This window comes from Chlamydia avium 10DC88 (assembly GCF_000583875.1).
In the GTDB taxonomy this organism is placed as follows: domain Bacteria; phylum Chlamydiota; class Chlamydiia; order Chlamydiales; family Chlamydiaceae; genus Chlamydia; species Chlamydia avium.
Genome location: NZ_CP006571.1, coordinates 983,942 through 1,007,182, shown reverse-complemented (window position 1 = coordinate 1,007,182; position 23,241 = coordinate 983,942). Strand labels below are relative to the sequence as shown.

Below are 23,241 nucleotides of genomic sequence, written 5' to 3'. Positions count from 1 at the left end.
CTGCTAACTTAAAAGAAATCGTGGAGTGAAAATAAAAGACGTAGTTTTTTAATTAAAACACATAATTATCAGGAATTTTCGTCCCTCTAGGAACAATGATAATACCGTCTCTGACAACTAATTTGCCATCTGGTGAATCATAATCCTTATATCCTTGATGATTTGTGAGTTTCACACCATTACCAATTCTACAGTTTTCATCAATAATAGTTTTATAAATTTCACAACCATGTCCAATCCCTAACACCTGAGGAGAAAAACTACCATAACTATCATTTCCCATAACAATAGAATGATCAAGAGTAGAATTTTTACCAATTATACCACGAATTCCTACTACGCTATGAGATACGCTACTAGAATCAATAACGGCTCCTTCGCAAAGCAAAGAATTGGAAATCATAGAATCTGTAATTATAGTTCCCGGGAGGTGGTGATTTTTACTATAAATCATTCCTTTATCATCATAACAATTTAACCCACGAACTTCAGGATGAGGTCTTTGTGTTAAAGCTATATTAGCTTCATAATAAGATTCTATTGTTCCAATATCTGTCCAATATCCATCATAAAGAAAAATCTTTACAGATCCTCTTTGCTTTTGCTTTTGGATGAGATCTTTCCCGAAATCATCACCTATTTCTTCTAAAAGTAATTGGAATAAGCTCTCCTTACGGAAAAGATAAATGCCCATATTTCCGAGAAAATTCCCGTGTTCAGGATTCAATTTATGGAGACAACAATTCTTGCGAGACAATCGAAAACGATTGAGAATACTCTCTTCTTGGGGTTTTTCATAAAAATCGAGCAGATTGGCAGTTGCGTCAATTTGTAGTACTCCCATGCGGTAAGCATCCTTCTCGTGAATCAATTGTGATGCAATCACCATATCTGCTTTAGTCATACGAGCATAATCTACGATCTGACGAAAATTCATGTTATAGAGTTGATCTCCTGATAATATTAAGAAATACTCTATAATCGGATCGTCTAAATATACTAAATTTTGGCGTATGGCATCTGCTGTACCTTTATACCATATCTGACTGCCATCACGACTCTCAGGAGCTAAAAGATGTATTTGATCCTGTAACACTCCGTGATAAAAATACGTCTTCAACAAATGTTGTTGCAGTGTATACGTAAGGTATTGTCCAATAACAAAAATCTTAGAGAATCCTGAAGCTATCGCGTGAGAAATAGGAACATCTATTAACTTATATCGGCCTCCAAATGACACCGTGGGCTTACAACGCCAACACGTTAGAGGAGATAATCGTTTACCTTCCCCACCACATAAAACAATCACTCCAATTCTATCTGTATGAAAGCGAGTATTTTCCCAATGTGAAGCATACTCATGAAAATCATTTTCTATCATTTGCCTGCCTTCTATACTTTCAATTTTAAAATAGAAACAAATAAAAAGGCTACACAAACAAAAATAAAAAAATAAATTAATTTAAGTAACGTTTTATTACTAATGAAATAAAAAGAATAAATTTATAAATTATCTAAAAACTTAGAAATAATCACCGAATCCGATTCTTTTAATCGACATTTCTCTAGCAAAGCTTTAGCAAAAGTCTCCAGAGTAAATACTGATCGTAATTGAATCCCTCCTTCTTCTAAAGCCTCTTTTCCCTCCATCTGTCGATCCAAAAACACCAAAGACTCACGAACATACAGACCTTCGTCTCCTAAAGCCTGTGCTGTTTCTAGAATTGATTTCCCTGAAGCAATAACATCATTAATGACTAAACAAGTTTGTCCTGGAGAATATACTCCTTCGACTTTAATCTTATCTTCTTGACTAGGATTCTTTAATTCCTTTCTCCTTAAGACCATAGAGATATTATACTTCAAAGATATACAAGTAGCTAAAGTAAGAGCTGTATAGGGAACACCGCATAGTAGACTGCTATTATATGCTGGACGTAAACGCCAAATTAATGACGCTATTGATTGTAACACTTCAGGGAAAGAAATCACTAGCCCCATATCTACATATATAGGTGTTGTTCCTCCGTGCAGGGGGAGATTTCCACATTGTATGGCTCCTATATAATATAGATTTTCAATAACACGATCACGAAGTTCTTCTTCTTCAAGGCTCATCATTTTTGTACTCTGGGTTTTTTTGACAAAATATACATTCTCCCTATAAGGAGAAAAATATGTTAATCCGTTTATTTTTTGGTATTCCCTTGACTAAGGAGTTAGCGAAGACATTTGCTTTTCCTTTAACTCTAACAACTTTTAAAAACAAAGAGTACATAGGGATCTACAGTCCTGCCGTTTCCTCTTTACTGACTCACGAGTTTACTACACACTTCCACTTTGCTAAACAACAATTAGAGAAAGTACTTTGTGAATACTACTTCGTTGATAGAGAAGATACATTAATCGTGTTCCCTGAAATTCTCATAGGGTAACTGAAAACAACTAAATCCTGCATATTCTTATGCAATAAAAAATTCTTTCTAACAGGCTATCCTATCGTAATGTTATAACCACGTATAAAAACCCAACGACAATGAAGATTGCGTGCTACAATATAAGTATATAATTGCACGTTTCACTCCCTATCATTAGGAAAGCTAACAGCTAACTATAAATACTTATAGAAAATAGCGGAAAGAAACTTTTTAGCTTATTCTTTTAGAGAAAGTAAAAATTCTGCATTACTATTTGTCTTTTTCAGCCTACCTAATAATAAATGCATGGCATCAATAGCAGTGAGATCGGCTATTGCTTGGCGGAACAAATATACTTTTTCTAATTCTGAAGGATGGTAAAGCAGTTCTTCTTTTCTTGTACCACTCTTAATGAGATCAATAGCAGGATAGGTTCTTCTATCTGAAAGACGACGATCCAACACCAGCTCCATATTTCCTGTACCTTTGAATTCTTCAAAAATCACTTCATCCATACGTGATCCGGTATCAATTAAAGCCGTTGCTAAAATAGTTAGAGATCCCCCGCCTTCAATATTACGTGCGGCCCCGAAGAAACGCTTAGGCTTATGTAATGCACTAGCGTCAACTCCACCTGTTAAAATTTTCCCTGAATGTGGTTGAACTGTGTTATAAGCACGTGCTAAACGAGTAATGGAATCAAGAAGAATAACAACATCCTTGCCATGTTCTACTAAGCGTCGTGCCTTTTCAATGACCATTTCAGCAACCTGAATATGTCTTTCGGGTTGTTCATCAAAAGTTGAGGCAACAACTTCACCACGCACTTGGCGGATCATATCAGTCACCTCTTCAGGACGCTCATCAATAAGTAAAACAATCAACACAATATCAGGATTATTAACAGCAATTGCATGAGCTATACTTTGTAAAATTACTGTTTTCCCAGAACGTGGAGGAGCGACAATTAGTCCTCTTTGCCCTTTCCCAATCGGAGCCGTAAGATCTAAAACTCTCTCTGCAAGATTCTCTCGCCCCATTTCCATAACAATGCGTTCATTTGGGTATAATGGAGTGAGATTTTCAAACAACACTCGTTCTTTTGCTTTGTCAGGAGTTGACCCATTAATTTTATCCACCTTTAATAAAGCAAAGTACTTCTCTTTTTCTTTTGGTGAACGTATTGTGCCAATGATTGTGTCTCCCTTCTTCAAATCGAACCGACGAATTTGAGCAGGAGAGACATAAATATCTTCAGCAGAGGGGAGATAATTGTAGGTGGGCGACCTTAAAAATCCAAATCCATCGGGAAGAACTTCTAAAACTCCCTCTCCAATGAGTAATTCATCAGAACGTTCCGACTTTGATTTTACAATCTCAAATACAACCTGAGATTTAGTTAGTGACCCAATATTCTTTACTCCATACTGTCGAGCTAATACATTAAGCTCTTCTATCCCCATCCTTTGTAACTTAGCAATTTTAGTAATTGTAACAGGCTGTGCCTCATCAGCTGAACTCGTGACTACCGCACATTCTCCTGCAAAAGATTTCTCTTGTAGCAAAGGACCTGCATGTTTTTTATTCTCCTTCACCTTTGGCAAGACCTCTGAAGCACGCTCTTCTTTCATAATGCTCCCTTTAAAGCGTAAAAATATTCTTCAACTTTACGACGTAACTCTTCTTTAGTACCGTTATTTTCTATAATAATATCTGCATGACGCATCTTCTCTTCTTGTGAAGAAAAACGCGAACACCTCTGATAAAAATGCAAATCAGAACAATTAGTTTTCTTAGCAAACCTTTCTCTACGAATATCTCTATCTGCTATAATGAGAATCACGCGATCAAACCATTCCGCATATTGTATTTCGTATAATAAAGGCACCTCAGCAATGAATAGGGGATATTTCCCCTCCCGAGATACGCGATTATATTGCTCCTCAATAATTCGACAAACTTCTGGATGTAGAATAGCTTCCAAAGCTTTTAAAAGAGCAATATCACTAAAAACCTTTTCTGCTATAGCTTTTCTATCAAAAGCATTAGCAACAACAATCTCCGGCCCCAGAAGAGCTATAACGCGACGACCTATGTGCGAATGAGGAATAAGGAAACTATGCGAAACTTTATCGGCACTAATTACATAGGCCCCTAACTCCCGGAAAATCTGACATGCTTCGGTCTTCCCTGAAGAGAGATCCCCTGTAATAGAAATCTTTAATAATTTTAACATTCTGCCCAATTTTTTCCAATTAAGATATTCACAACTAATGGGACGGATAAAATCATTGCAGATTCCATGATATCACGCACTAAAGTTAGCATCTCTTCTTTTTCTTCTTCAGGAACTTCAAAAATCAATTCGTCATGTACCTGCAAAAGCATTTGGCTTTTCAACCGGCGTTTTTTTAAAGCATCTGCAAGTTGTAACATAGCTAATTTAATTAATTCGGCCGCACTTCCTTGTATCCGAGTATTTACCGCAAGACGACCTGAAGATGCTCGAGAGGAAGAAAATTCTGTCCAATTATTTATAACTCTTTCTCTACCTAATAAAGTCGTTACCTTCAAATTTTCTGAAGCTGAATTCACAGTTTCGTGAATAAACTGTGCGACTTTAGGATACCGATCAAAATACGCATCAATTAACTTTTGAGATTCGGCAAGAGAAATTTTTAATGTCTTAGATAATCCATAAGCTTGTTGGCCATAAATAATACCAAAATTTACAGTTTTTGCTTGCATACGTTGCTGTTCTGTAACCTCTTCCAGAGGGACATGAAATACTTGTGAAGCCGTAAATGTGTGAATATCTTCTTGAGAATCAAAAGCTAATTTTAATGATTCATCCTGACTTAAATGAGCTAGAAATCTTAGCTCAATCTGAGAATAATCAGCTGATAAAAAATAGGAATCCTCTTTATTCGTGCAAAATGCTCGTCTTAATAATTTCCCTCTCTCTGACCGTATAGGAATATTCTGTAAGTTGGGATCCTGACATGCTAATCTCCCGGTTACCGTCCCCATTTGATTAAATGTTGGATGGATTCTCTGTGTAAAAGGATCAACTTGCCTAGGAAGAGCTTTGACATAAGTAGAAAGCAATTTTTCTACTGCACGAAAAGCAAGGATTTTATCAACAATTTCATGTTCACCAGACAATCCTTCTAAAACTTCTGCTTTTGTTGATAATGCTTTGTCTAAGGGCTTTAAACCCAGCTTATTATATAATACATCTGATAATTGCTTAGGAGATTTAATATTAAAACACTCCCCTGCGGCAATATAAATCTCATCTGTAAGAATCAAAAGCTCTTCAGATAACATCTCCTCAAGCTTTTGAAGTACTTTGGTATCTATAGGCACACCATTGCGTTCCATGACAAACAGAACTTTTTCTAGAGGCATTTCTATTTTCAAAAAAAGATCTAGCAATCCCTTTTGCTGCAACTCATCTAATAAAGTCTTTTTAATCAAAGGTAAACAAGAAACAAATTCTCCGAAATATTGTGGAGGATTGGACGGAGACTTAGCAATGGGAAGACTCAACTGCCCCCATTCCTTCCCAAATTTACATGCTATATCTGTTAATCCATGATTCACAAGCAGAGATTGAAAAGAATTTTTCGCGCCACCATGAATTAAATGTTCTGCTAAAGCTAAATCTAAAGCTATGTTGTGTACTTCAATACCCGAATTTTTCAATGCATGGTTGTCTCTTTTAATGTTATACCCATAAAACTCTGTATCTTTTCTACCAAAAAAACTTTTTAATGGAGTGATAAGATTATCCGAAGACCCATCTATATCAATGTAATAAACTTCTCCATCACACGCTAAGGCTATCCCTAATAGGGAAAGTGATGGAAGAAAACTTCCCAAGTAGCCTACAGAAAAAGCAACACTTTTCCCATATAGCGAAGGAAGTAAATCGATTAAATCGTGGCTATTGCTAATAATTTTAACATTAACTTGAGTTGCTTGTTTCTCAAAATTTTGAACTAAAGTTTTAAATCCATGCTGCATATAAAAAGTATTGATCTTCTCTTGAGATACCTCCTGACAAGGAAATACAAAAGTCTCAATAGACGAGGGAACCTCTATCGTATCATTTAACAACACTAAATCTTTACTCAATAGTAATACTTCTTTTTGCTTAGAAAATATCTTCTGCGCTGATGTTGTTAATTGATTAAAATTCTCTAAAATCCCCTCAACAGATACGTATTTTTCTAAAAGTGTCTTTGCTGTCTTTGGTCCACAACCAACTACTCCAGGAATATTATCAGAAGGATCTCCAACTAAGGCTAAGTAATCAGGAATATTTTTTGGGGGAACCCCGTATATTTTCTTAACATCCTCCTCAGTGATTTCCTGAGGATTTTTCCAAGGATTAATAATAATAACGTCGGGACCTACAAGTTGTAGTAAATCTTTATCTACTGTGCATATACAAACCTGATAACCATTTCCCACAGCAGTTTTTGTGATACTAGCAATAACATCATCGGCCTCTACTCCCCTAGCCTCTATATGAGATAAACCGAGTAAGGTACAATATTCTTTAACTAAAGGAATCTGTTGATAAAGATCGTGAGCATGTTGCTCACGATTACTTTTATAATCTGCATAAATTTGTTTGCGACTTTCTTTATTATTGGGGCTATCAAATACAGCCACCATATAATTAGGAGAAAACTCTTTAATTAATTTATTTATAGAACGAATAAATCCAAAAATTGCTTGTGTACTCTGGCCAGAAGAATTTTTCATTTCTGGAAGAGCAAAGTACGCCCTAAAAATAAATCCTGATGCATCTAATACAAAAATTGTTTTCGTCACCCCGTTCTCTCCTATAATTATCTCAGATATTACGTATCCAAATAATAAAATGTATAGGCCGTGTTACTATCTACATCAGGGAAAATATGTTGAATTTTCCCAGTAACCAGAGGACTATTTGCTACTGATGACATAACCTTTTTCCACCACCCATTACTTCCTAAGCCGATAACACGATAATTATCCTCAATTTGACAAGCTGTTACGATATCCTGCAAAACTTGTTGTTTTGTTACATTCATAACATCAATAAAACCTTCTTCCATAGCTTGTGAAGGAGAATATAAACGAGCGCCTAAAACATTTATTAACTTCTCTTTAGTTATTAGAGGACGATTTTCAACTACAACATCCACAAATTGGCCATAAAGATAATTAATCACTTCTTGGCGTACCTTACGATCCTGAGGTGTCCAAGGAGTATAGGGATTCATTGGGGCTTTATCTTTTCCTGCAATGAGTAAATCACTTTCAATACCATAGCGATTCAATCCTTCCTTTACATTAAAATATGGCCCGGATAAAACCCCTACAGAACCAATGAGAGAACACGAAGTGGAATAAATTTTATCAGAAGCACAAGCAATGAAATATCCCCCCGAAGCACATAGGCCATTCACAAAAACATAAATGGGGCATTTTGTCTGCTCCTTCCAAAATTGGAAAGTTGAGTAAATACGAGCAATTTCAAAGACTTCGCCTCCAGGGCAATCCATATCAATGATGATCCCCTTCACTCGATTTTTATAAGCATCTGAACTTAGTGCGTTAATCGCATCCTGTATGTTCTTTGCAGTGCATTTATTTGAAGAAATGACGTCCTTCATTTCTATAACGGCAATAATGGGAGCTTCTTTACCCAAATCTTTAACTGTTCCTGTGGCATCTGCCATATTCACAAATTGCACATCATTCATCCCACAAGTAGAAACAATTAAAAGTAAAATAAGGAAGAAAGCGAGAACCACTCCTGTAGATAATCCAAGAATCGATAGGAACCCCCTAGATAAAAAACGCCAAAAAGTTTTCATACACACCATAAAATCAAAAAGTTTATAAAATAGATAAAACAAAATAATCGAGAAAAAGCTAACAGATCAACAAATAGATGAAAAAGAGTTATGAAAGCACTTTAAAATGATTATAATGCAATAAGGATCTCCCTCACTTAGATTTTTTGCTACTCTCTTGATTATTACAGATATCCAAACCTTGAGCATTACAATCTCACACTGCTCTTTGCAAGATTTTACTTAAAAAACGACGTCTTTCATTACCGTAACTGTAATAAAAAGCCCTACTCAAATCCTCAATATTGATTAAATTCTTATTATACGTCTCTTAAACAGAGAAAATTAATCTAAGGCAAGAAATCAAGAAAAAATTGCTCAGGCAACCAGATCAACAGGGATCTTTTAAGCAGGAAACGCCAAAATGCTTGCATACTCACCATAAAATTAAAAAATTTAAAAAATAGATAAAACAAAATAATCGAGAAAAAGCTAACAGATCAACAAATAGATGAAAAAGGGCTAAAGCCCTTTAAAAACTACAGTACAGCGACTTCTTCTTTATCAGGAGGTGTTCCTTCCAGAGATTCACCACTGGCAACTCTAGTAAGCGGTGAAGATGCGGTATCTTCAGTAAGGGAACTAGCTGCTCTTATGTTGTATTCCCTCCCTATTAAAGCTACAACAGTAATCCACAAAACCATAATAGTAAGGAGTACTACGGCAATCACATTAATGCTTGCTGCTACAGAAGTAAAAATCATTAACAGCCCTTGGTAAATTAATGATCCTCCTGATTTACCAATACGGGAGACAACACCATCTATGGCAGCCTTACCAAAAATCTTTTCATCATTAGGAAGAGGAATAAATGCCATTTCTTTTGTTTGATCGAAAAAAGTGAACTTGGCTGAACGAGAGAGAACATTTTGTATCCCCCCGATCCAGGCCACTATGACCATAGGAGCCATATTGAATAGCCCTCCAAAAATCATAATATCCCTTTTCACAGCAAAAATGGCTCCAAAAAATAGGATCCCGCTAACTAGCATAACAATTGGGGTGGTCAAAGCTCCAACTCTCCATCCCCACCTACGGATACTTTGTCCTGTAAGGAAAAGTGCAGCTAAAACAGAAATAATACCGATCAAAGTCGTTATTCTACTCATATAGCTATTAAATTCTACTCGGGAACTATAAATTTGGCTGACCTGATCTTTCCATACGACTTCGAATAGGTGAATGACTAAATTATAGGAAAGTACGATAACAGCCAAACCTAAAAGGTAACGCGAGCGCATGAGGTAAAGGAAAAGACTTTTTGCTTTTGTCTTTGTTTTTTTCTTTGCTTTGGCGCTTGCCACACTTTCTTCTGCAACGTGGATGTCTTCTATAGAAATAGAATTATATTGATCTTTCGTAAGAAGATGCACTCGACGGTATAACCAAATCATACTTAATCCGGAGAGCATAATCAGAATTGTCAAGTTTAGCATGACCTCGTGCCATCTATCCTTAACAAATGGAAAAACAAAAAGAGTATGTTTCCCCATCCAATAAGAAATCTCCCCTGCAAATATAGAAGAAAGGTTCAAACCCGTGTTTATTAGAGCATAAAACCTTCCAGCTTCTTTCACGCTGGTTACCTCATTAGCCAGCCCCCAAAACAAAGTAGAAAGAATAACAGAGCTCCAGAGCTCGGACATCACATAATATAGACTATAGCTCCAATAGCGAATCATCACAATGAATCCGCGCAACCCCTGAGGAAGCCATTGCTGTAATTTATTAGCTAGGGAGTGAAGATGCAAACTATCGCCTAAAGGATAGATCACCGCTGCAAATAGAAAGAAGAAGCCTAGGAAACTCCCGATAAAACAATAAAAAACGGTGTCTCTAGGACACCGACTACTTAACCATCCATAAATCATAGTCACTATAACAGCTCCGGGAACAATTCCCCAGACCTTCAAGAACGGTATAACCTCCGCGCCTGCATCAGAACCCACGACAACTAAGGCGTCCTTCATACTTTTAAGCAGGCAATAATTAAACCCTACAAAAAAGGCGAGACAAAAAAGAGGAATAAATTTTGGAAATTCTGATCGATATATGGGGCAGAGGTAGGCCCGCAGTCTTGAAAAAGGTTTTACTTCTAACGACTGCATATCCTTCCCCAAATTATAGAGCATAAAGACTTGTGAACAAACACATCGTACTTGAGAAACACGGAACTGCCAAACCAATCCCTGAAGTACTTATAGAAGAAACAAAACAACATGTTTTAAAAGATCACAGTGTGCGTAAAGGACCATTCTAAAGTACTGCAGCCTAAAATACAAGCTGTTCCTTTAATATCCTTAACTATTTTTAATTAAAAAAAATTTTTAATACAGTCAATCAAGACATTGCTTTTTATAATCAATAACACGCTCAATAAAGTAAAGACATCCTAAGACAATTAACGGGGTTAGGCCTATAACAGGGATCTTTACTCCAGCAGTAACTCCTAACAAAATAATAAACTGAGCAATTGTGAAAATCTTCCCAAAAAATAGGGCACGATAATCGTATCCCCGCCATCCACGAACAGCAGAGAGATAGATAGCAAATAAAACTAAAAAAATGTCGCGAGCAAAAATTAATAATAAATGAGAAGGAGATAGCGATCTTTCCCAGTATAGAATTGCGACACAGACAAATACGAAAAACTTATCTGTTAAGGGGTCTAGCATTGAACCAAAACGACTTGTGGCTTTATAACGACGAGCAAGATAACCATCCAAAACATCGCTTGCCATAGCCCCTAATATTACTAATAAACGAAGATGCCCTCTTTCCTGGCAAAAAAGCAAGGCTAGCCATATACGCGATAGAGAAAGTAAATTACAGAGTCGTCTCATGATATTGGCTAATGTAATCTTTGCGAAGGAATCTTAACATCATTCTAAAACAGCTCATTATACGGTAAGCCTCGTTTTACAAGCAAGAACAGAGTTCCCCCTCTTCAAGGAAACTTATCAATCATACTTTCTTTTATAAGAAGCCCAGATATGAATAAAAACGAATATTTTAAAATCGGAAAGAGTGGGATTCGAACCCACGGTACCCTTTAGGGGTACGCGTCCTTAGCAGGGACGTACTTTCGACCACTCAGTCATCTTTCCTTAAAACATAGGTGGGCTTCGCTTTCTAGCGATTGTAGATCCAACCAATAAAATAAGTAGAATAATAGCTGCTCTCAATGAAAGCAAGTGAACTTTTCAAATAGAAGAGTTGAAACCTATACTCTTTATAACTTGAGCATATATATGCGATATCCTAACCTAAACTTCATATTACAGATCCCGACTTCATATAGAACTTACGACAATGCAAGTAGATAAAGCACCCCAACTCAAATTGCCTGGTCTTCCAAATTCTAAAGAATCAGAAATGATTGTTCTCGGAGCTATGCTTACTGGTGTAAATTACCTAAATCTTGCAGCCAATCAATTGAATGAAGAAGATTTTTATTATCTTGAGCATAAAATCATCTTCCGAGTTCTTCAAGATGCTTTTAAACAAGATAAACCCGTAGATGTTCTCCTTGCTGGAGAAGAACTTAAGCGAAGGAATAACCTCAATGTGATTGGGGGCCCTAGTTATTTAATTTCCTTAGCAGACTTTGCAGGAACTACAGCCTATATCGAAGAGTATATTCAAATCATTCTTTCCAAATCTATTTTAAGAAAGATGATTCAAACAGCAAAAGAAATAGAAAAAAAGGCGATAGAAGAACCTAAAGATGTTGCTGTTGCTCTAGATGAAGCTCAAGCAGCCTTATTCAAGATTAGTCAAACGACCTCTCCTACACCTTATGTCCTTGTTGCAGAAAAACTCCAGGGGTTAACTTCAGTACAAGACAAACCCTTCCTTGTTCAATTACAGGAAAAACAAGAGTTTTTTCAACAACATGCTCATGATAGCAATGCTCTACCCATTTCAGGTTTATCTACTCACTTCATCGATTTAGATAAATTAGTTAACGGTTTTTCACCCTCTAATCTTATGATTCTTGCTGCACGTCCTGCCATGGGGAAGACTGCTCTTGCTTTAAATATCGCAGAAAATATGTGTTTCCATAACCATATTCCAATTGGGATTTTTTCTTTAGAAATGACTGTAGATCAACTTATCCACAGGATAATTTGTTCACGTTCCGAGGTAGAATCTAGGAAAATTAATGTAGGAGATCTATCTGGCCAAGATTTCCAACGTATTGTCTCTGTTGTTAATGAAATGCAACAACATACTTTGTTAATAGACGATCAACCAGGATTGAAAGTCACAGACCTTAGAGCAAGAGCTCGAAGGATGAAAGAAAGTTACGACATTCAATTTTTAATTATTGATTATTTGCAGTTGCTTTCTGGCTCAGGGACTTTACGTTCTATAGAGAGCCGTCAAACAGAAATCTCAGAAATTTCCCGAATGCTAAAAACTTTAGCTAGAGAATTAAATATCCCTATTCTTTGTTTATCTCAGCTATCTAGAAAAGTGGAAGATAGAGCTAATCATCGTCCCATGATGAGTGACTTGAGAGAAAGTGGAAGCATTGAGCAAGATTCGGATCTGGTTATGTTTCTTTTACGTCGAGAATACTACGATCCTAATGATAAACCTGGAACAGCAGAATTGATCATTGCAAAAAACCGTCACGGATCTATTGGCTCTGTACCCTTAGTTTTTGAAAAAGAATTAGCCCGTTTTAGAAACTACTCATACCTTGAATTTCCTGGATAATTTTATATCTACTTCTAATCTTTAAGCTTAAGTTAAGTCGCTTCCCTTCCCCTTAGTTAAAATCGCTAGTAGACCACAAAATATCTTTATAGTAACATGGCTCCAATTGTTTCCTAAAAAGATGCTCTTTGGGTCAAAGGCACTATTCACTTGGTTTGTTGAGTATTTTTTACAAAAATAGGTAACATAATTTGCTTAGTTAAAGCATCCAGAAAAAAGCTTAGGTATTTCTAATCTTTTTTCAGATTTTTTTCTTTTTAAGAAAAGATCAAACCATGCAATATCATATGCTAACAATAAATAAAGACTATGTCATCTGTTAAGAAAAAACGAAGACTTAAAATCGCTAAACATAAGCGTAAGAAAAGACGTCGAAGAGATCGTCATAAAAATAAATAATAGCTAGTTTATGTGGACTCACCCTATTTACTATGATGTTATTGTAGTTGGTGCTGGGCATGCAGGTTGTGAAGCTGCATTTTGTTCTGCAAAAATGGGTGTTACAACGCTGCTGTTAACTTCTAATTTGGATACGATAGCTAAGTTAAGTTGTAATCCTGCTATTGGTGGTATTGGGAAAGGTCATATCGTACGGGAAATTGATGCCCTTGGTGGCGTTATGGCCGAGGTAGCCGATTTATCTGGGATACAATTTCGTATCTTAAATCAAACTAAGGGTCCGGCTGTACGAGCACCAAGAGCTCAAGTTGATAAGCAAATGTATCATATTCATATGAAACGCTTATTAGAAGGGCTCTCTGGGTTGCATATTATGCAAGGTACTGTAGAATCTTTACTAGATCAAGATGGTCGTATCCAAGGAGTAACAACTAAGGAAGGTATTACGTATCTAGGAAAGACAGTAGTCTTGTCTTCTGGAACGTTTATGCGTGGCCTCATTCATATTGGCGATAAGAATTTTTCTGGAGGTCGTCTTGGAGATCCCGGGTCTACGGGTTTGTCCTTAGCTCTAAAAGAACGGGGCTTCCCTTTAAGTAGATTAAAAACAGGTACTCCTCCTCGCTTATTAGCATCTTCTATTGATTTTTCTGTAACAGAAGAGCAAAAGGGAGATGTAGGTGTTGGGTTCGTTCATAGAGAAACACCATTTGTCCCTCCTCTTCCTCAAGTTTCATGCCACATTACGCATACTACGGAAAAAACAAAAGATATTATCGCGGAAAATATTCACCGATCTGCTTTATATGGAGGTCATATCGAAGGTGTAGGTCCTCGCTACTGTCCATCAATTGAAGATAAAATCGTAAAATTTTCTGACAAGGATCGTCATCTCATCTTTTTAGAGCCTGAGGGTCTGAACACTCAAGAAGTCTACGTTAACGGATTATCTACATCTATGCCCTTTGATGTTCAATACCGTATGATTCGTTCTGTCCATGGGCTAGAAAATGCTATTATTACTCGTCCTGCTTATGCGATAGAATATGATTACGTGCACGGGAATGTAATCCACCCCACTTTAGAAACTAAAATTATAGAAGGACTTTTCCTTTGTGGACAAATTAACGGAACCACAGGTTATGAAGAGGCTGCGGCTCAAGGTTTAATTGCAGGAATCAATGCTGCAAATAAAGTACTTGCCAACCCTCCGTTTATCCCCACACGTCAAGAATCTTATATTGGTGTCTTGCTTGATGATCTCACTACACAGGTATTAGATGAACCCTATCGTATGTTTACAAGTAGAGCAGAACATCGCCTACTTTTAAGACAAGACAATGCTTATCTACGTCTCTCTCACTATGGGAGAGATTTAGGATTATTAAGTGAAGAACGTTATAAAGTATTTGAAAATCATAAGCGTATTTTAGAAGAAGAAAAAGTCCATCTAAGTAAAACATTTAGAAAATATGGAAATTCTATTGTTACTCTAACTAAAGTGTTATGTCGTCCCGAAATATCTTATGCAATTTTAAAAGAAACTTTTCCTGAGGATGTGCATGATTTAGGTCCTATATTAAATGCCTCCTTGGAAATGGATATTAAATATTCAGGATATATAGATCGTCAAAAAGCTTTGATTCAAAGCCTATCTAAATCAGAAAACATGTCAATCCCTCAAGACATTGACTATCATAGTATTTCTGCTCTAAGTTTAGAAGCTAGAGAAAAATTATCAAAATTTACACCAAGAACCATAGGTTCTGCATCAAGAATATCTGGAATCGCAAATGCCGATATCCAAGTACTGATGATTGCTATAAAAAAACATGCTCACCAATAAAAATTGTTATTTCCTTCATCTATCCGAAGTTCCCATCTTTACACAATTACAACTAGAAGAAGCACTTCTACGTAACTGCACAGAGAATGTATGTCTAATTAATATGAACGCTCCTGAAGCTGTTGTTCTGGGCATATCAAGATCTGTTAAAGAAGATCTGTATCTATCCGCACTACGATCTGATAATATTCCTATCATTAGGCGCTATAGTGGTGGAGGTACTGTTTTTATTGATAAAAATAGCTTATTAGTAACTTGGATCATCAACTCCTCAGAACCCATGATGAGTTCTCAAGAACTCATGTCTTGGACCTATACAATCTATGCTCCTATCTTCCCAACAACATTTGCTATCAATGAAAATGACTATACCTTAGGAAACAAAAAAGTTGCAGGAAATGCTCAATATATTCAACGATTCCGTTGGGTACACCACTCCTCATTTCTTTGGGATATGGACATTGAGAAGATAGCTCGCTATCTACCCATACCCCAAAAACAACCATCCTATAGGAAACAACGAAAGCATCAAGACTTCCTGACAACAATTCGTCCATACTTTCCTACTAAAAAACACTTTATTGATAAATTAAAGATGTCGGCCAGTAGTTTATTCTCTTGGGAAGATCTTTCGGAACACGAGATTAAATATTTTATAGAACAACCTCACAGGAAGTCTACTAGGCTACTGTAAGCCTTCCTCTATAGTATCGTAGAAGAGTTTACAATATCAATTTCACTAAAAAAGTAACGGATCTCTATTGTTGCGTTTTCTAAACTATCAGAGCCATGTACTGCATTGATTCCTATAGATTCACCAAATCGTGCACGAAGAGTCCCTTGTGCTGCTTCCTGAGGATTTGTTGCTCCCATAATCTCACGGTTACGTATTACAGCATTTTCTCCTTCAAGTACCATAACAACAACAGGTCCGGAAATCATAAAATCCACAAGTTCCTGAAAAAATGGACGAGACTTATGAACAGCGTAGAAACCTTCTGCTTCTTTTACAGATAAATGCAACATTTTCATTGCAGCTATGCGGAATCCCAATTTCTCAAAAGTCGCGATAATTTCTCCAATGTGACCTTTACCTACTGAATCAGGCTTGATGATTGATAGCGTTCGTTCCATATGTATTATTAATTGCTCCTTAAACAGTAAATTTGCAGGAAATTATATCATGATTTCTAGGAAAGTCTAGATCTTGTTTAAGTCCTTGAGGTTCTTTTTTAATGCAATGGGCAATATTTCTGCTAACGAAGCATTCTCTGGGAGATCACGCATAGCCTCTATAATCATTTTTTCGGCTATAGACTTAGAATATCCTAATGCAGCTAATGCTTGGATTCCCTCATCTATATGAGAAAGTTTGGTTGGTTCCCAAGAAGAGGTATGTGTGTCTAGGGGAAGCAAGTCAGTAAGTTTTTGTTTTAAATCTACCATTAATTTTTCAGCTGTCTTTTTACCAATACCAGGTACAGAAGCTATAGCTTTAACATCTTCTGTACGTGCAATAGTGCATAACTGACTTAGAGAAAAGGTATTTAAAATTGCTAAACCTGTTTTTGGTCCTATTCCAGAAAACGAAAGCAGCATACGGAAACACTCACGTTCTCCTCGAGAACGAAACCCATATAATACAGGCTCTGTCTCTCGAACTACTGTGAAGGTATATACCATAAGCTCACAGTGTAATTGACTAGATAATTCTATAATCCAGCAATCAGCCACACAAATACCAAATCCTAAACCTCGACATTCAATAGATATATATCCTGGGCCTATATAAGTAAGAATTCCACGAAGATAATCATACATTATTCTACCCCCTAGGAATAAGAAGACGTGTGTGCATGACAAATAGCCAAAGCAAAAGCATCGGCTATGTCTTCACAATCAGGCTGTAAAATATTTGGGATATGAAGCATTTTACTAACCATAAGCTGAATCTGATACTTGCTAGCATTACCCTTACCGATAACCGCTCTCTTAGCAACATTAGGGGCATATTCAAATATAGGAATTTTTCTTAAAGCAGCAGCAAGTAATAACACACCTCGTGCCATGCCAAGTTTTATAGTACTTTGGGGGTTCTTGTGTACGTACTGAGTTTCAAGCACTACAACATCGGGTCGTACAGTATCTACGATTTCTGATATTGTACTAAAAAGCTTCTCATACCTTTGTGATAGTGTCTGCTTTTGGGATAAACGAATAACCCCATAACTATGGGCACGAATTTGATGACGTTTCTCTTTTACAATAACTGCGTATCCAGAAGCAAGTGTTCCTGGATCGATTCCCATAATTAGTTGTTCCATACATCAATCTACATACTCTTAAGAATTTGTTCTAGGGCAAATCCGCCTTCATTCCATTATGAGAAATGGATAATTATGACTCGAAATTACAACCTAGATACATCAAAAAACACTTATTCTTGAACTTGTATAATTTTTTGTGTTTTTTGCCTTGATTGTCCATAGCATTGCAGATCTAAGTGAAATTTATCGACATCTTTTGAACAAAGTATTTCTTTATTGACTTGATTTTTCCAAAAACTCAATGTGAAATGTGTGTCTGCCATTTTCTGTTGCTTAAATGAAGTCTCTGCTTGAGTTTCAAACATATTCTCTCGAGTTTGAGACATAGCTAGTCTATCTATTTGTTCTTCAAGCATCTTAATTTTATGTTCATAACACAAACGTCTTCCTTCACTAATCTCCGTTTGTTGTACACTTTCTATTAAATCACGTTTTAATCCTTCGATAACGTCATTTTGATGACGTGTCTGTTGCAGTTTTTCAGCAAGACGATTCTGTAACCAGATATTTTCACTTTTGAGTTTTTCAATTTCCAAAGTCTGTGTCTCTTCTCGAGATAAAAAATCCTGTTCCAAAACTAAACACTTTTGTTTCCATTCAGCAATCTTCTGCTCTTCTCCAAGTACAGGGCCTGCATCTAGTAATTTGGAAGTACGTGAAGACAATTCTGTCCCCATTTTGTTACAAACTTCTAATAAAAGATTACAAGCAGATTGCCATTCCTTAATATCGGCATCTTTCCATCGACAAAGCAAAAGAAGAGTAAATCGCGAATAGATATTATACTGATGAAGGAAAAAGAAGTTGCTAAGCCATGAGGTTAGATGCAGCCTAATTACTGATAAAAAACGCTGCAAAGGATACCTCTACATTAATTCGACTTACTTTTTCTATATCATACGGAAGAGTTCTTGTCTCACTTCCATAAGAAGAAGCTATGAAGTAAAACTTCTAGAAAAGCTAAGTATCTATTTTCTATTAGAATAAAAATCTAGAATTTTTATAAGAGTCCCCAAACAAACAAAAGTGTGTATATAAATTGAATAAAGAATAGGGCAAATACAAAGATATGCTCAGAACAAGACTCGAACTTGCACGGGCCAATGCCCAAGGGATTTTAAGTCCCTAGTGTCTACCATTCCACCATCTGAGCAATGAAAAATCCTTAGATTTCCAACAGATGCCTAAGTACTTGGTACTAGTGAAGAAACCACGAAAGATGAACCAGAATGCTATCAGAAGTCTGTTTCGAAATCAATAGTTTTCACTCTATTAATGCAATCTACTCATCTTCAATAGAAAAGGAAGAAGGAGACGGTTGCTCACATATCGCCTCTTCTACATCTCCCAACACTCTATTCAAATCCTCTTCGGATAGAGCAAGAGATCCTTCATCCGAAAGTAAAGAGTCAATCACTTCAGAGCTTTCGCTAACTAAGGCTTGTAAGGACTCATCTAAATCAGCCGTTACAACTTCAGGATCTACAGTAGATTGAGACATAATTTCAGAGATTAACTTTGTAGGAGGAGGCAGTAAAGAAAACTTCTTTTGTTCTCCTACTTTTCGTTCTCCTGCTGAATTTTCTTGAGGATCTTCTGGAGAAACTCCTTCATGAGAAACTTCAGCAACTTCGGAAGAGGAAGCAGAAGGAGATTCTTTACTACTCTTACGACGACATTGCTTTTTCTTTTCTTTCCACTTATCTCCTTTACGCTCTTTCTTTTCCTTATGTGGATTGCTATGAGATGGAGAAGAAGATGGTTCGACGGTAGTTTCTTCAACTACCTCTACAGAGTTCTCATCGACAGTCACTACTGGAGCAGACTTAGGTAATTTAATTAAAGCTTCACGCCCTCCAGCAATTTTAATACCTCGATCTAATCCTACCGCTTTAAGATTAATCTTAGTATCACGAATTTCCATAACTTCATAATCTGCTGCAGGGACAATAAATGGCTTGCTGTGATCACAATTACGGAAAAAACACGTATTTCCTAAAGAAATAACTTCAACTGCTTCAACAATAAAAGGATCTTGTGAAAGATGCTTTGTATTACGAACAGATAATTTATATCCCTCTCTAGAGGTAATTACAGTCTCAATAACTGGATCTCTTGTAAAATACACAAATTATAACCTTATTATTCAGAGTTTTTTGCTATGTACTCTAATAAATCAACAATACGAGTAGAATATCCTATTTCATTATCGTACCAAGCTATTAGCTTGAAAAAACGATCATTTAAAGCAATTCCTGCACGAGCATCAAATATGGAAGAATATTCAGAACCTATGAAATCAGAAGAAACAACCTCTTCATCTGTGTAACCTAGAATTCCACGTAAATTAGTTTCCGCAGCATGTTTAATTACTTTACATATTTCTTCATAGGTAGTTGATTTCTGTAATTTTACAGTAAGATCAACTACAGAAACATCGGCCACAGGGACTCGAAAAGCCATACCAGTTAATTTGCCTTTCAATTCTGGCAAACATAGAGCTACAGCTTTAGCAGCTCCGGTAGAGGCAGGAACAATATTTTGAAATGCCCCTCTTCCACCACGCCAATCTTTTTTCGATGGTCCATCTACCACACTCTGAGTAGCTGTAGCAGCATGAACTGTTGTCATTAACCCTTCTTCTATACCAAAGTTAGTTAAAAGAACTTTAGCTAAGGGAGCAAGACAATTTGTAGTACAAGAAGCATTTGAAACAATTAAATCTTCTTTGGGATTAAATTTTTCTTCATTAACTCCCAATACAAATGTGGGGACATCCCCTTTTGCAGGGGCTGTAATTACTACTCGTTTTGCACCTGAATCAAGATGCTTTTGAGCATCTTCTTGTTTAGTAAATAATCCTGTACTTTCGACAACAATATCTACATTTAGGTCTTTCCAAGGAAGATTTCGAACATCTCGCTCAGCAAGTAATTGGATTTTACGTTTACCAACTACTAAACAACCTTCTTGATAAGCAACATCAGCATTAACACGCCCATGGGTAGAATCATATTTAAATAAATATGTCAGAGCGTCGCCGGGAACAAGATCATTAACAGCTACGACTTCAAGAGAAGAATTTTTACGTAAAATTTGCCTTAGAACCAATCTTCCAATTCGACCAAAACCGTTAATTACAACTCTCATCCTCAATTCCTAATAGTGTAGTCAGTATCTGAAAAAACAGCTTAATCAGCTAAAAACTCTATAATACACTTTTGAGCATTATCACCAACTCTATTTTGCAATTTCAAAATACGAGTGTATCCACCATTCCTAGAAACAAAACGAGGAGTCAATTCATCAAATAATTTATTAATCACCGTACGATCTACATTATAAGAAGATAAATTTCCTGCCTTAACTTGACGAGCTTCTTTACTCGTAAGCTTATTATATCGGATCATCAATCTAGAAATAGCTAAGCGCCTTGCTGCTAGAGTCCTTTTTTTGGCTAATGTAATCATTTTTTCTGCATGACGACGCAGTTCTTTTGCTTTAGGCAAAGTCGTTTCTATTCTTTCCTTATGAATTAGAGACTTCAACATATTAGCTAACATACAACGATTATGTGCAGAAGTACGGCCTACTCTAAATTTCTTTCTAGCATGTTGCATATCTAATTATCCCTTAACATTTTTCGACCGAATTTTTTCGGCATACCACTTCATTTTCTCTTTAACATTGTCTAGACCAACACCAAACTGGCTAAGATCCATACCCAACTCAAGCTTCATTTCTTTCAGCTTATTCTTAATTTCACAAAGAGATTTCTTACCGAAATTTCTGAACTGCAAAAGACGAGGCTCTGGCATAATTACTAATTCACCAATGGTCTCAATATTTGCGTTGGACAAACAATTCGTAGATCTGACAGAAAGTTCTATCTCATTGATTCCTAAAATCAACTTATGAAGAATATCATCTTTATTCTCTTTTTCTATAGAAATTGCCTCTTCGAAAACGATCTTCTTTTCATCCATTTTTTCAAAAATAGAAAAATGTTTAGCTAGAATTTGAGTAGAAAAAGCTAAAGCTTCTTTAGGAGACACTCTACCATCAGTTTCCACTTGTAAAATCAAACGATCAAAATCAGTATCTTGACCAACACGAGTGTCTTCAACAAAATAATTTACTAACACCACAGGAGAAAAAGCAGCGTCCAAGACGATCTCGTTCATCCCTTTATCTTCAAGAATGATTCTTTCTGAAGCTGTATAACCTCTACCAAAAGCTACCCTTAAAGCAACTTCAAGTTGCATTGGCTTTGTTACAGTGAAAATCACATGATTAGGATTAACTGCTTCAAATCCTCCTTCTTGCAATAAATCGGCTAAAGTTACTACCTTTTGCCCTCCGGCTGCGGCCAAATCTGAAGCATCAATAGAAATAGTAGATCGTATTATTTGTGCGCTACGTCCATTACTACCATCCTGAAAAGGATACTTCTTTAATAAAGCTCCCTTCAAATTCAAAACTATATTTGTTACGTCCTCTATAACCCCTTCAAGAGCCATATATTCATGCAGAACACCGGTCATAGAAAAAGCAATAATCGCAGGAGCTTCCAAACCAATTAGCAATGCTCGTCTTAAAGCATTACCTAATGTATGCCCCATTCCTCTTTCCAAAGGCTCAGCGACAAAACGTGCTTGCTTATCAATAGCACCGCCACAACCCTCTACGGCAACGATCTTAACCGACTCAGGAAGTTCAAATTTGTCATAAAGTAAATTTCTTGAATTATCCGACATCCTTTTCCTCTCTTATCCCTAAAATACTACACTCTTCGTCTCTTTCTTGGACGACAACCATTATGAGGAACAGGAGTTTCATCACGGATGACAGAAACCACTAGACCAGCAGCTATGAGAGCACGAACCGCTGATTCTCTTCCAGCTCCAGTACCCTTTAAACTTACTTCAACTTCTTTAAGACCAGAATTCATAGCAATTTTCGCAGCATCTTGAGCTGCTACTGTTGCAGCAAAAGCAGATGACTTACGAGATCCAGAATACCCCACTTTCCCAGCAGAAGCCCAGGAAATCACATTCCCAGCAGGATCTGTTATAGACACAATCGTGTTATTGAAGGTGGCTTTAACGTGAACAACGCCTGATGGGATATTCTTTAGTTGTTTTCTTTTCACGCCTTTCTTTTGCGTTTGATGCTTAACCAAGACACACTCTCCTAAAAAAATTATTTCTTCTTACCAGCAACCGTTTTACGCTTACCTTTACGCGTGCGAGAGTTAGTTTTCGTTCTTTGACCTCGCACAGGCAACGAAAGCCGATGTCTTTGCCCACGATAAGCATGTATAGTAATCAATCTTTTAATATCTGACTGGACACGACGCCTTAGGTCTCCTTCGACTACATACTCTGTTTGTAGGAGAGCGTTAAGACGACCGATTTCTTCTTCAGTCAACTCTGCAGCTCTAGCTTCAGGATCTAATTGCAATCTTGCAATAATCTCATCAGAAAGAGCTGGCCCTATTCCATAAATATATCTAAGACTTATTTTTAATTTTTTTTTCGCAGGAATATCAATTCCAATGATGCGTGGCATACGTAGGGCCTCCCTTAAAGTAGTATAAGCATCTTAGGTCA

General features: G+C 36.6%; 23 protein-coding genes and 2 tRNA genes. 5 read left to right on the top strand and 20 right to left on the bottom strand.

Annotation, left to right across the window (positions count from 1 at the left end; all coding sequences use genetic code 11):
• Positions 1–52: 52 nt before the first annotated feature.
• Positions 53–1,381: a glucose-1-phosphate adenylyltransferase gene (gene glgC, locus RT28_RS04515; protein ID WP_020355839.1), complete on the bottom strand. Its 1,329-nt coding sequence runs from the start codon at positions 1,379–1,381 to the stop codon at positions 53–55.
• Positions 1,382–1,503: 122 nt separating this feature from the next.
• A complete protein-coding gene (locus RT28_RS04510) occupies positions 1,504–2,121 on the bottom strand; it encodes an orotate phosphoribosyltransferase (protein ID WP_038501208.1) in 618 nt (205 codons plus the stop codon).
• Positions 2,122–2,177: 56 nt separating this feature from the next.
• On the opposite strand from RT28_RS04510, the gene RT28_RS04505 reads away from it, so the two are divergent.
• Entirely contained in the window at positions 2,178–2,435 is a 258-nt protein-coding gene (locus RT28_RS04505; RefSeq protein WP_038501204.1) for a hypothetical protein, read from the top strand.
• A 218-nt stretch (positions 2,436–2,653) separates the two neighbouring features.
• On the opposite strand, the gene rho is transcribed toward RT28_RS04505, so the two are convergent.
• The 7 genes from rho to RT28_RS04470 form a co-directional block, all read right to left on the bottom strand.
• The gene (gene rho / locus RT28_RS04500) at positions 2,654–4,048 is read right to left on the bottom strand and encodes a transcription termination factor Rho (protein ID WP_038501202.1); all 1,395 of its coding nucleotides are present in this window, start codon (positions 4,046–4,048) and stop codon (positions 2,654–2,656) included.
• Entirely contained in the window at positions 4,045–4,653 is a 609-nt protein-coding gene (coaE, locus tag RT28_RS04495) for a dephospho-CoA kinase (RefSeq protein WP_038501198.1), read from the bottom strand. The genes rho and coaE overlap by 4 nt, the downstream gene beginning before the upstream one ends.
• On the bottom strand, positions 4,647–7,262 hold the full coding sequence (gene polA / locus RT28_RS04490) for a DNA polymerase I (protein ID WP_020355834.1): 2,616 nt from the start codon (positions 7,260–7,262) through the stop codon (positions 4,647–4,649). The genes coaE and polA overlap by 7 nt, the downstream gene beginning before the upstream one ends.
• 29 nt (positions 7,263–7,291) lie before the next feature.
• Entirely contained in the window at positions 7,292–8,293 is a 1,002-nt protein-coding gene (locus RT28_RS04485; protein ID WP_038501195.1) for a S49 family peptidase, read from the bottom strand.
• 518 nt (positions 8,294–8,811) lie between these two features.
• Complete coding sequence (npt2, locus tag RT28_RS04480) at positions 8,812–10,440, bottom strand: NTP/H+ exchange transporter Npt2 (protein WP_020359192.1); 1,629 nt, start codon at positions 10,438–10,440, stop codon at positions 8,812–8,814.
• A 228-nt stretch (positions 10,441–10,668) separates the two neighbouring features.
• Positions 10,669–11,175, bottom strand: a complete 507-nt coding sequence (locus tag RT28_RS04475; protein ID WP_020355830.1) for a CDP-alcohol phosphatidyltransferase family protein — start codon at positions 11,173–11,175, stop codon at positions 10,669–10,671.
• A gap of 176 nt (positions 11,176–11,351) precedes the next feature.
• Positions 11,352–11,439: transfer RNA gene (locus RT28_RS04470), tRNA-Ser, on the bottom strand.
• A 205-nt stretch (positions 11,440–11,644) separates the two neighbouring features.
• Here RT28_RS04470 and dnaB point away from each other — a divergent pair.
• From dnaB to RT28_RS04455, 4 genes are all read left to right on the top strand, one after another.
• On the top strand, positions 11,645–13,057 hold the full coding sequence (dnaB, locus tag RT28_RS04465; protein WP_038501192.1) for a replicative DNA helicase: 1,413 nt from the start codon (positions 11,645–11,647) through the stop codon (positions 13,055–13,057).
• A gap of 309 nt (positions 13,058–13,366) precedes the next feature.
• Positions 13,367–13,456, top strand: coding sequence for an AURKAIP1/COX24 domain-containing protein (locus RT28_RS05040; RefSeq protein ID WP_072054076.1), 90 nt, complete (start codon positions 13,367–13,369; stop codon positions 13,454–13,456).
• A 10-nt stretch (positions 13,457–13,466) separates the two neighbouring features.
• Entirely contained in the window at positions 13,467–15,302 is a 1,836-nt protein-coding gene (mnmG, locus tag RT28_RS04460) for a tRNA uridine-5-carboxymethylaminomethyl(34) synthesis enzyme MnmG (RefSeq protein WP_020355828.1), read from the top strand.
• Positions 15,289–15,996, top strand: coding sequence for a lipoate--protein ligase family protein (locus RT28_RS04455; RefSeq protein WP_038501189.1), 708 nt, complete (start codon positions 15,289–15,291; stop codon positions 15,994–15,996). Before mnmG ends, RT28_RS04455 begins: the two co-directional genes overlap by 14 nt.
• Positions 15,997–16,004: 8 nt before the next feature.
• Here the strand turns inward: RT28_RS04455 and ndk are convergent, their stop codons facing one another.
• From ndk to rpsM, 11 genes are all read right to left on the bottom strand, one after another.
• Complete coding sequence (ndk, locus tag RT28_RS04450) at positions 16,005–16,436, bottom strand: nucleoside-diphosphate kinase (RefSeq protein ID WP_020355826.1); 432 nt, start codon at positions 16,434–16,436, stop codon at positions 16,005–16,007.
• Positions 16,437–16,502: 66 nt separating this feature from the next.
• Complete coding sequence (ruvA, locus tag RT28_RS04445) at positions 16,503–17,123, bottom strand: Holliday junction branch migration protein RuvA (protein ID WP_038501187.1); 621 nt, start codon at positions 17,121–17,123, stop codon at positions 16,503–16,505.
• Between the two features lie 11 nt (positions 17,124–17,134).
• Entirely contained in the window at positions 17,135–17,626 is a 492-nt protein-coding gene (ruvC, locus tag RT28_RS04440) for a crossover junction endodeoxyribonuclease RuvC (RefSeq protein ID WP_038501184.1), read from the bottom strand.
• Positions 17,627–17,739: 113 nt separating this feature from the next.
• Complete coding sequence (locus RT28_RS04435) at positions 17,740–18,486, bottom strand: hypothetical protein (RefSeq protein WP_038501181.1); 747 nt, start codon at positions 18,484–18,486, stop codon at positions 17,740–17,742.
• A gap of 213 nt (positions 18,487–18,699) precedes the next feature.
• A tRNA-Leu gene (locus tag RT28_RS04430) sits at positions 18,700–18,782 on the bottom strand.
• Between the two features lie 129 nt (positions 18,783–18,911).
• Positions 18,912–19,757 (bottom strand): GrgA family transcription factor, encoded by an 846-nt coding sequence (gene grgA / locus RT28_RS04425; protein ID WP_038501178.1) that lies wholly within the window; start codon positions 19,755–19,757, stop codon positions 18,912–18,914.
• Between the two features lie 14 nt (positions 19,758–19,771).
• Positions 19,772–20,779 carry a type I glyceraldehyde-3-phosphate dehydrogenase gene (gap, locus tag RT28_RS04420; RefSeq protein ID WP_020355821.1) on the bottom strand — a complete coding sequence of 336 codons (1,008 nt, stop codon included), beginning with the start codon at positions 20,777–20,779 and terminating at the stop codon, positions 19,772–19,774.
• 41 nt (positions 20,780–20,820) lie between these two features.
• The gene (gene rplQ / locus RT28_RS04415; protein ID WP_020359189.1) at positions 20,821–21,249 is read right to left on the bottom strand and encodes a 50S ribosomal protein L17; all 429 of its coding nucleotides are present in this window, start codon (positions 21,247–21,249) and stop codon (positions 20,821–20,823) included.
• Positions 21,250–21,255: 6 nt separating this feature from the next.
• Positions 21,256–22,386 carry a DNA-directed RNA polymerase subunit alpha gene (locus tag RT28_RS04410; RefSeq protein ID WP_020355817.1) on the bottom strand — a complete coding sequence of 377 codons (1,131 nt, stop codon included), beginning with the start codon at positions 22,384–22,386 and terminating at the stop codon, positions 21,256–21,258.
• 26 nt (positions 22,387–22,412) lie between these two features.
• On the bottom strand, positions 22,413–22,811 hold the full coding sequence (rpsK, locus tag RT28_RS04405; RefSeq protein ID WP_035392692.1) for a 30S ribosomal protein S11: 399 nt from the start codon (positions 22,809–22,811) through the stop codon (positions 22,413–22,415).
• Positions 22,812–22,831: 20 nt separating this feature from the next.
• Positions 22,832–23,200: a 30S ribosomal protein S13 gene (gene rpsM, locus RT28_RS04400; protein ID WP_020355815.1), complete on the bottom strand. Its 369-nt coding sequence runs from the start codon at positions 23,198–23,200 to the stop codon at positions 22,832–22,834.
• Positions 23,201–23,241: the final 41 nt, after the last annotated feature.

Coding starts and splice junctions, on each gene's coding strand:
- ruvA (WP_038501187.1), bottom strand. CDS start 17,123: ATGTATGATTATCTTCGTGGAATTCTTACTTATATAGGCCCAGGATAT.
- RT28_RS04475 (WP_020355830.1), bottom strand. CDS start 11,175: ATGAGACGACTCTGTAATTTACTTTCTCTATCGCGTATATGGCTAGCC.
- RT28_RS04410 (WP_020355817.1), bottom strand. CDS start 22,386: ATGTCGGATAATTCAAGAAATTTACTTTATGACAAATTTGAACTTCCT.
- mnmG (WP_020355828.1), top strand. CDS start 13,467: ATGTGGACTCACCCTATTTACTATGATGTTATTGTAGTTGGTGCTGGG.
- rho (WP_038501202.1), bottom strand. CDS start 4,048: ATGAAAGAAGAGCGTGCTTCAGAGGTCTTGCCAAAGGTGAAGGAGAAT.
- rpsM (WP_020355815.1), bottom strand. CDS start 23,200: ATGCCACGCATCATTGGAATTGATATTCCTGCGAAAAAAAAATTAAAA.
- RT28_RS04510 (WP_038501208.1), bottom strand. CDS start 2,121: ATGATGAGCCTTGAAGAAGAAGAACTTCGTGATCGTGTTATTGAAAAT.
- npt2 (WP_020359192.1), bottom strand. CDS start 10,440: ATGCAGTCGTTAGAAGTAAAACCTTTTTCAAGACTGCGGGCCTACCTC.
- ruvC (WP_038501184.1), bottom strand. CDS start 17,626: ATGGAACAACTAATTATGGGAATCGATCCAGGAACACTTGCTTCTGGA.
- ndk (WP_020355826.1), bottom strand. CDS start 16,436: ATGGAACGAACGCTATCAATCATCAAGCCTGATTCAGTAGGTAAAGGT.
- rplQ (WP_020359189.1), bottom strand. CDS start 21,249: ATGCAACATGCTAGAAAGAAATTTAGAGTAGGCCGTACTTCTGCACAT.
- RT28_RS05040 (WP_072054076.1), top strand. CDS start 13,367: ATGTCATCTGTTAAGAAAAAACGAAGACTTAAAATCGCTAAACATAAG.
- dnaB (WP_038501192.1), top strand. CDS start 11,645: ATGCAAGTAGATAAAGCACCCCAACTCAAATTGCCTGGTCTTCCAAAT.
- glgC (WP_020355839.1), bottom strand. CDS start 1,381: ATGATAGAAAATGATTTTCATGAGTATGCTTCACATTGGGAAAATACT.
- RT28_RS04485 (WP_038501195.1), bottom strand. CDS start 8,293: ATGAAAACTTTTTGGCGTTTTTTATCTAGGGGGTTCCTATCGATTCTT.
- gap (WP_020355821.1), bottom strand. CDS start 20,779: ATGAGAGTTGTAATTAACGGTTTTGGTCGAATTGGAAGATTGGTTCTA.
- coaE (WP_038501198.1), bottom strand. CDS start 4,653: ATGTTAAAATTATTAAAGATTTCTATTACAGGGGATCTCTCTTCAGGG.
- RT28_RS04455 (WP_038501189.1), top strand. CDS start 15,289: ATGCTCACCAATAAAAATTGTTATTTCCTTCATCTATCCGAAGTTCCC.
- RT28_RS04505 (WP_038501204.1), top strand. CDS start 2,178: ATGTTAATCCGTTTATTTTTTGGTATTCCCTTGACTAAGGAGTTAGCG.